At 48.9% G+C, this 6589-nt stretch carries 6 protein-coding genes and 1 tRNA gene; 3 read left to right on the top strand and 4 right to left on the bottom strand.

From position 1 onward, the window contains the following. The first annotated feature begins 19 nt into the window (after positions 1–19). The gene (locus X919_RS0108730) at positions 20–1144 is read left to right on the top strand and encodes a glycosyltransferase family 4 protein (protein ID WP_028899782.1); all 1125 of its coding nucleotides are present in this window, start codon (positions 20–22) and stop codon (positions 1142–1144) included. A gap of 65 nt (positions 1145–1209) precedes the next feature. Here the strand turns inward: X919_RS0108730 and X919_RS0108735 are convergent. The 3 genes from X919_RS0108735 to ilvA all read right to left on the bottom strand — a co-directional run bounded on the left by X919_RS0108735 (position 1210) and on the right by ilvA (position 3206). Further along, positions 1210–1282 (bottom strand) — tRNA-Pro (locus X919_RS0108735). Between the two features lie 328 nt (positions 1283–1610). Further along, entirely contained in the window at positions 1611–1985 is a 375-nt protein-coding gene (locus tag X919_RS0108740; protein WP_028899783.1) for a RidA family protein, read from the bottom strand. Between the two features lie 9 nt (positions 1986–1994). Beyond that, on the bottom strand, positions 1995–3206 hold the full coding sequence (gene ilvA, locus X919_RS0108745) for a threonine ammonia-lyase (RefSeq protein WP_028899784.1): 1212 nt from the start codon (positions 3204–3206) through the stop codon (positions 1995–1997). A 191-nt stretch (positions 3207–3397) separates the two neighbouring features. On the opposite strand from ilvA, the gene X919_RS0108750 reads away from it, so the two are divergent. Then, positions 3398–5551, top strand: a complete 2154-nt coding sequence (locus X919_RS0108750) for a cation:proton antiporter (RefSeq protein ID WP_028899785.1) — start codon at positions 3398–3400, stop codon at positions 5549–5551. Beyond that, positions 5548–6237 carry an ABC transporter ATP-binding protein gene (locus tag X919_RS0108755; protein ID WP_028899786.1) on the top strand — a complete coding sequence of 230 codons (690 nt, stop codon included), beginning with the start codon at positions 5548–5550 and terminating at the stop codon, positions 6235–6237. Before X919_RS0108750 ends, X919_RS0108755 begins: the two co-directional genes overlap by 4 nt. 60 nt (positions 6238–6297) lie before the next feature. Here X919_RS0108755 and X919_RS15180 read toward each other — a convergent pair. Then, a partial coding sequence (locus tag X919_RS15180; protein ID WP_216592159.1) for a hypothetical protein occupies positions 6298–6589 on the bottom strand: 292 nt, incomplete at its 5' end.

Raw genomic sequence — 6589 nt, forward strand, 5'->3', positions numbered from 1 at the left:
AAAGCATTATTTTTGCAATATGACGAAAATGGTTGTCTTTCATGTTATTTCTCACCTTGATGTTGGCGGCGCAGAACGCGTGGCTTTCAGCATTGCTGCATCGCCAAACCCAGCGTTTGAATATCACATTGTGGAAGTCATCAGAGGACGAAGTGCCTTTACCCGGCACATGATTCGTGAGCTTCAGCAACGCCACATTGCCTATCATCGCAGCTATGTGCCTGCGATTCGGTTCCATTATCTCTTTGAAAAGTTGGCTACATGGCTCTTTCCGCTGTGGTTTTTAAGCTTGTTTCTTCGCTACAACCCCGCCATTATCCACAGCCACACCGAAATTCCCGACTTAGCCATCTATCGTTTTTTTCAATGGTTTCCATGGCTTTTGCGGCGTGTAGGGTTGGTGAGAACCGTTCATAACACACAACTGTGGAGCGGTATGTCGCATACAGGGCTGCGCGTAGAAGCCTTTTTCCAGGCACACAACGCCAACATTGCCATCTCGAAATCGGTGCAAGAAAGTTATCAGGAAAGATATGCTGCGCTGCCACCTATTATATATAATGGTGTGGCTCCCGTGGAACAACGGCGCTATGCGCAACTTAAAACGGGGAAAATAAATGTGCTTTTTGCCGGCAGATTTGAAGAACAGAAAGGTATTGACGTGCTGATAGCTGTGATTAAAGCATTAGAGAAAGACGAGCGTTATCATTTTCATGTGATGGGAAGTGGAACGCTACAAGCATTGGTTGAGCACGAATTGAGTGGGATGTCCAATGTGAACCTTTCAGCTCCTTTAGCCCATCTGTCGCATTATTTGGCCTCGTTCGATTATCTTTTCATGCCTTCGCGGTTTGAAGGGCTGAGCATTTTAGCGCTCGAGGCTAATTTTAATGGACTTCCTATCGTGGGTAATGCTTGTCCGGGATTGCGCGACACGTTGCCAACAGACTGGCCATTGTTCGTGGCACACAACGATATGTCGGCCTATTTGCAGCTCTTTTCTGCACAACTGCAAACTTTCTCACGGGCGCAACTGCAACAGCAAGCTTATGATTTTGTAGCACAACATTTTTCAATGGCCACGATGCAGCAACGCTATGAGGCGGTTTATAAGGCGAAACGAAAGACGATGACACCGGCATGAGATGCAGGATTTAAGACGAGGAAACAAAAAAGGAGTTCAAAAAGAACTCCTTTTTCGATATGAAGTCGGGATGACCAGACTCGAACTGGCGACCTCGCGCCCCCCAGACGTGTGCGCTACCTACTGCGCTACATCCCGCTTTCGGGTGCAAAGGTACATAGGAAAAGCGAAATATCCAAATTTTAAAGTGGGATGTTCGCATTTTTTCTACAAATGTGACAGCAACTTAGCCCTATAGTTCGTTCATAATTGCTTTCTTATGGCATGAAGTTTCTATTGGGAAGTTGGATAGAATAGAAGAGGCGATGTTTATAAAAGGTAGCTGAAAGTAGAAGATGTCCTGCGATGCGTACAACGATCTTCTACTTCCAGTTCAGATTAGAGATGAGAAGAAACGAAGCTTTTTGCGACTCCACCAATAAGTTATGCTGAGTCACGCGATGTCGTTTCTATGTATGTTGAGGCTTTATTTTGCAGCCAACACCTCTACTTCTACCAAAGCACCCTTTGGCAAATCTTTCACAGCTACAGCCGAGCGTGCAGGGAAGGGTTGTTCGAAGAAAGAGGAATACACTTCGTTCATCGCAGCAAAGTTGGCCATATCAGAGAGATAAACAGTAGTTTTTATGACACGATTTAAGTCAGTTCCTGCGGCAATTAATATGCTTTTTGCATTGAGGAGCGACTGGCGTGTTTGTTCTTTGATGCCTCCTTCAACAAATTCTCCTGTTGCAGGGTCGATAGGAATCTGCCCTGAGGCGAAAATAAATCCATTGACTTCGATGGCCTGGCTATAAGGTCCAATGGCCGCGGGTGCATTGTTTGTTTGAATTGCTTTCATAATGATGTTTTATTTTAAATGTGAATTGACATAGGGTTCAAAGCCTTTTTCGCATAAGGCTTGCAGGATATTGTCGATGTGCGTTTGGTTTTTTGTTTCCATCGTGAGCCGCAACATGCACGTGTTCACTTTCTTTCGATTGGTCGAGCGGTCGTGATGCACACTCGTTATATTGGCACCTTGCTGTGCTACCACACCGCACACCTCGACAAGTTTGCCAGGTTGGTCGTCGAGTTCAAGGTCGATGGTGCAAAGTCTTCCACTTTTTGCCAAGCCACGATTAATGACCCGATTGAGAATGGTGACATCGATGTTGCCGCCACTCACCACACATACAACCTTTTTCCCTTTCAGAGGCAGTTTATTAAACATGGCTGCGGCCACCGTAGTTGCGCCAGCTCCCTCGGCAATCATCTTTTCGGCCTCGATGAGTTGTAGGATGGCAGCACAGATTTCGTCTTCGCTCACCATGACAATGCCATCTACATATTGTTGGCAAGTGGCGAAAGTAATTCGTCCAGGCACCTTTACAGCAATGCCATCGGCAATGGTTGAAACGCTATCCAAGGCCGTCATGTGATGTGTTTCGATGCTTTTGAGCATGCTGGGTGCCCCTTCGGCTTGCACGCCATAAACCTTAACGTGGGGTCGGAGCTGCTTGATGACAAAGGCAATGCCCGAAATAAGGCCACCTCCTCCCACGGGAACAATCACCGCATCGACATCGGGCAGCTGCTCTATCAGTTCCAATCCGATGGTGCCTTGCCCCGCAATGACATGCTCATCGTCGAAAGGATGTACAAAGGTGTAGCCACATTCGTCGCGCAATTGCAGTGCTTTTTGGTAGGCATCGTCATAAACGCCCGGCACCAGACACACTTCGGCACCAAGCCTTCGTGTTGCTTCGATCTTGCTGAGTGGTGCGTTTTCGGGCAAACAAATGAGGCTTTTCACGCCCATTGATGTTGCCGCTAAAGCTACGCCCTGCGCATGATTGCCTGCCGAACAGGCGATGACACCTTTTGCTTTCTCGGCATCCGAGAGTTGAGAAATTTTGTAATAGGCGCCACGCACTTTGAAAGAGCCTGTGCGTTGCAGGCATTCGGGTTTCAGATAGACCTCCATTTCAGGATTCATCTTCCTTGCTTGCACCAGTGCTGTGGGGCGCAACACCTGGCACAGCACAGAACGGGCGTGATAAAAGTCATCTAATTTGAGCATGCGAATAAAGGGTTTTGTTTCTCGGCAGTCGCTACTTCATTTGCACAATCGTGTGCTAAGCCACACACTATAGCCTTTGCAAGCGCTGCATTCCTTGCAAAGTTACAATTATTTTTGTTACAGCCCAACGACAGAGTTTATTTCTTTTTGGTGAGTCATTCACATTTTTTTATGTACCTTTGCGCCCGTATATGTTACATTTATCGCCCTATTTCCCCATCACCGACCCCACACTCATTTTCTTTGTGGTGCTATTGATTATTTTGTTGGCGCCCATTGTCATGGGAAAGCTGCGCATACCCCACATCATTGGCATGGTGTTGGCGGGTATTGTGATTGGGAAATATGGCTTGAACATCTTGGTGCGCGACGACTCATTCGAACTCTTTGGTAGAGTAGGGTTGTATTACATTATGTTCTTGGCCGCATTGGAAATGGATTTAGAGAGTGTGCGCAAGAACAAAAGCAAACTCATCGTGTTTGGCTTGCTCACCTTCATGGTGCCGCTATGGCTCACCTTTTTCATGAGCATCCACCTTTTGAACTATGGCACATCGGCCTCGTTGCTGTTGGGATGTATCATGGCCAGCAACACCTTGGTGGCCTATCCCATCGTGAGCCGCTATGGCCTTCAGCGCAAGGCAAGTGTGGCATTGAGCGTGGGTTCGAGCATGCTGGCATTTCTGTTTGCCCTCATCTTGCTGGCTGCCATTGTGGCCTCCAACAGTGGTGGTGGCGACATGGGCTTTTGGTTACTATTTGTTTTGAAGTTTGTGGCCTATTGCAGCCTCGTCATTTTGTTGCTTCCCCGCCTCACGCGCTGGTTTCTTCGTCGTTATAGCGATGCTGTGATGCAGTTCATCTTCGTTTTGGCCATGCTCTTTTTGTGTGCCGCATTGAGTGGCGCCATTGGCTTAGAAGGAATTTTTGGCGCATTCCTCTCGGGCTTGGTGCTCAATCGCTACATCCCGAGCGTGTCGCCGTTGAAAAACCGATTAGAATTCATTGGCAACGCCCTCTTCATTCCCTATTTCCTCATCGGTGTGGGTATGCTCATCAATGTGCGCCTGCTCTTTGCGGGCGGCAACATTCTGTGGGCGGTAGTTTGCATCGTCTTCTTTGGCACAGTGGGCAAAGCCATGGCCGCCTATGCCACCTGTTTGGGATTTAAGATGCCCATCTCCTCGGGCAACATGATGTTTGGCCTCACCTCAGCCCACGCAGCAGGTGCCATTGCCATGGTGATGGTGGGCATGCGATTGCCACAAGCCGATGGCTCAATGTTAGTCGACGCACAGATGCTCAACGCCGTGGTCATCATGATTCTCTTCACCTGCATCATCTCGAGCGTCACCACAGAGCAGGCCGCACAACAGATTATTTTGCGCGACAAAGACCGACCCGCAGAGAACATGACGGGAGAAGACGACGAACGCATCCTCATTCCCGTGCGCTATCCCGATTTTGCCGAGCAGCTCATGAGCCTTGCATTGCTCATGCGCAATCGAAAACTCAAGCGCAGTTTGGTGGCACTCAATGTGGTCTATGACAGCGAACACATGCGCCGCAACATGGAACAGAGCCAACAACTGTTACAATGCGTCACCCGATATTGTGCCGGATCAGACGTGGGCGTGCAGACACAAACGCGTGTGGCTGCCAACATTGCCAACGGCATCAAGCACGCCTTCAAAGAGTTTCAAGCCTCTGAAATACTCATAGGCATGCACACCCACACCGACGTCTCGCCAAAATTCTGGGGAGAGTTCCATCAAAGCCTCTTCAATGGACTCAACCGCCAAATCATGATGCTGCGCCTCCATCAACCCCTCAACACACTGCGGCGCATACAAGTGGCCGTGCCCTCAAGAGCAGAATTCGAACCTGGTTTCTATCGTTGGTTAGAGCGACTCGCTCGCGTGGCCGAAACATTGGAGTGTCGCATTCTCTTTCACGGACGAACAGAGACGTTAAGCCTCATCACAGAATACATCAACAACCGACACCCACAGGTGCGTGCCACCTACGTGCCCATGGGACATTGGAACGAGCTGCCACAGCTGGGCGCACAAGTGGCCAACGATCACCTCTTCGTCATCGTCACCGCGCGCAAAGGCACTGTCTCCTATAAAAACGCATTAGAATATCTGCCCGACGAAATACAACGCTACTTCGCAGGGCGCAACCTACTCATCATCTTCCCCGACCAATATGGCAACCAGGAAGAAATGACCATTGCACAGCCACAACACACCGAGGAGCACAGCGCATGGGAAGCACTTTTGCGCATCGGAGCAAGGTGGTGGGCATGGATTGTGAAACAAACAAGAAAGAAACAAGCATGATTGATATTAAGAACATCACCAAGAGTTTCGGACCATTGCAAGTGCTCAAAGGCATCGACCTGCACATCAACGCCGGCGAAGTTGTGAGCATCGTTGGTCCTTCGGGAGCCGGAAAAACGACCTTGTTGCAAATCATGGGCACCTTAGACAAGCCCGACCAAGGCACCATCAACATCGATGGCGTCGATGTGGGAAGCCTGTCGAAGAAAAAGCTCAGCAACTTTCGCAACAAGCACATCGGCTTCGTCTTTCAATTCCATCAACTTTTGCCCGAGTTCACGGCTTTAGAGAATGTCATGATTCCTGCTTTCATCGCAGGGAAAGGCTATAACGAAGCCAAAAAAAGCGCCATCGAACTCCTCGCATTCATGGGATTAGCCGACCGTGAAAACCACAAACCGGCCGAGCTGTCGGGCGGAGAAAAACAACGGGTGGCCGTGGCACGCGCACTCATCAACAAGCCTGCTGTCATCTTTGCCGATGAGCCGTCGGGAAGTTTGGATACGAAAAACAAACGCGAGCTCCACCAACTTTTCTTCGACTTGCGCGATCGATTCGGACAAACCTTTGTCATCGTCACCCACGATGAAGATCTCGCACGTCTCACCGACCGTACCATCCACATGAAAGATGGCGTCATCCTCGATGACAATGCTAACGAGATTCAAGCACTATTCATCGACTAATCTTCCACTTCCTCAAGGTCAGCCACGCAGCGCACTACCTATTCCTGTTTCCCAAAGGCACTAAGCCCAATGGGTTTGCCCATTGCTTGCACATTTTTCTAAATAAAAGTATTCGGCGAGGGTCTCGCCGAATACTTTTTTCTGATTAAAGTTGTCGGCGAGACCCTCGCCGAATACTTTTTCTTGATTAAAGTTGCTGGCGAGACCATCGCCGAATACTTTTTCTTGATTAAAGTTGCTGGCGAGACCATCGCCGAATACTTTTTTCTGATTAAAGTTGCTGGCGAGACCCTCGCCGAATACTTTTTCTTGATTAAAGTTGCTGGCGAGACCCTCGCCGAATACTTTTTTC

Source organism: Prevotella sp. HJM029, from assembly GCF_000599605.1.
Taxonomy (GTDB): Bacteria; Bacteroidota; Bacteroidia; order Bacteroidales; family Bacteroidaceae; genus Prevotella.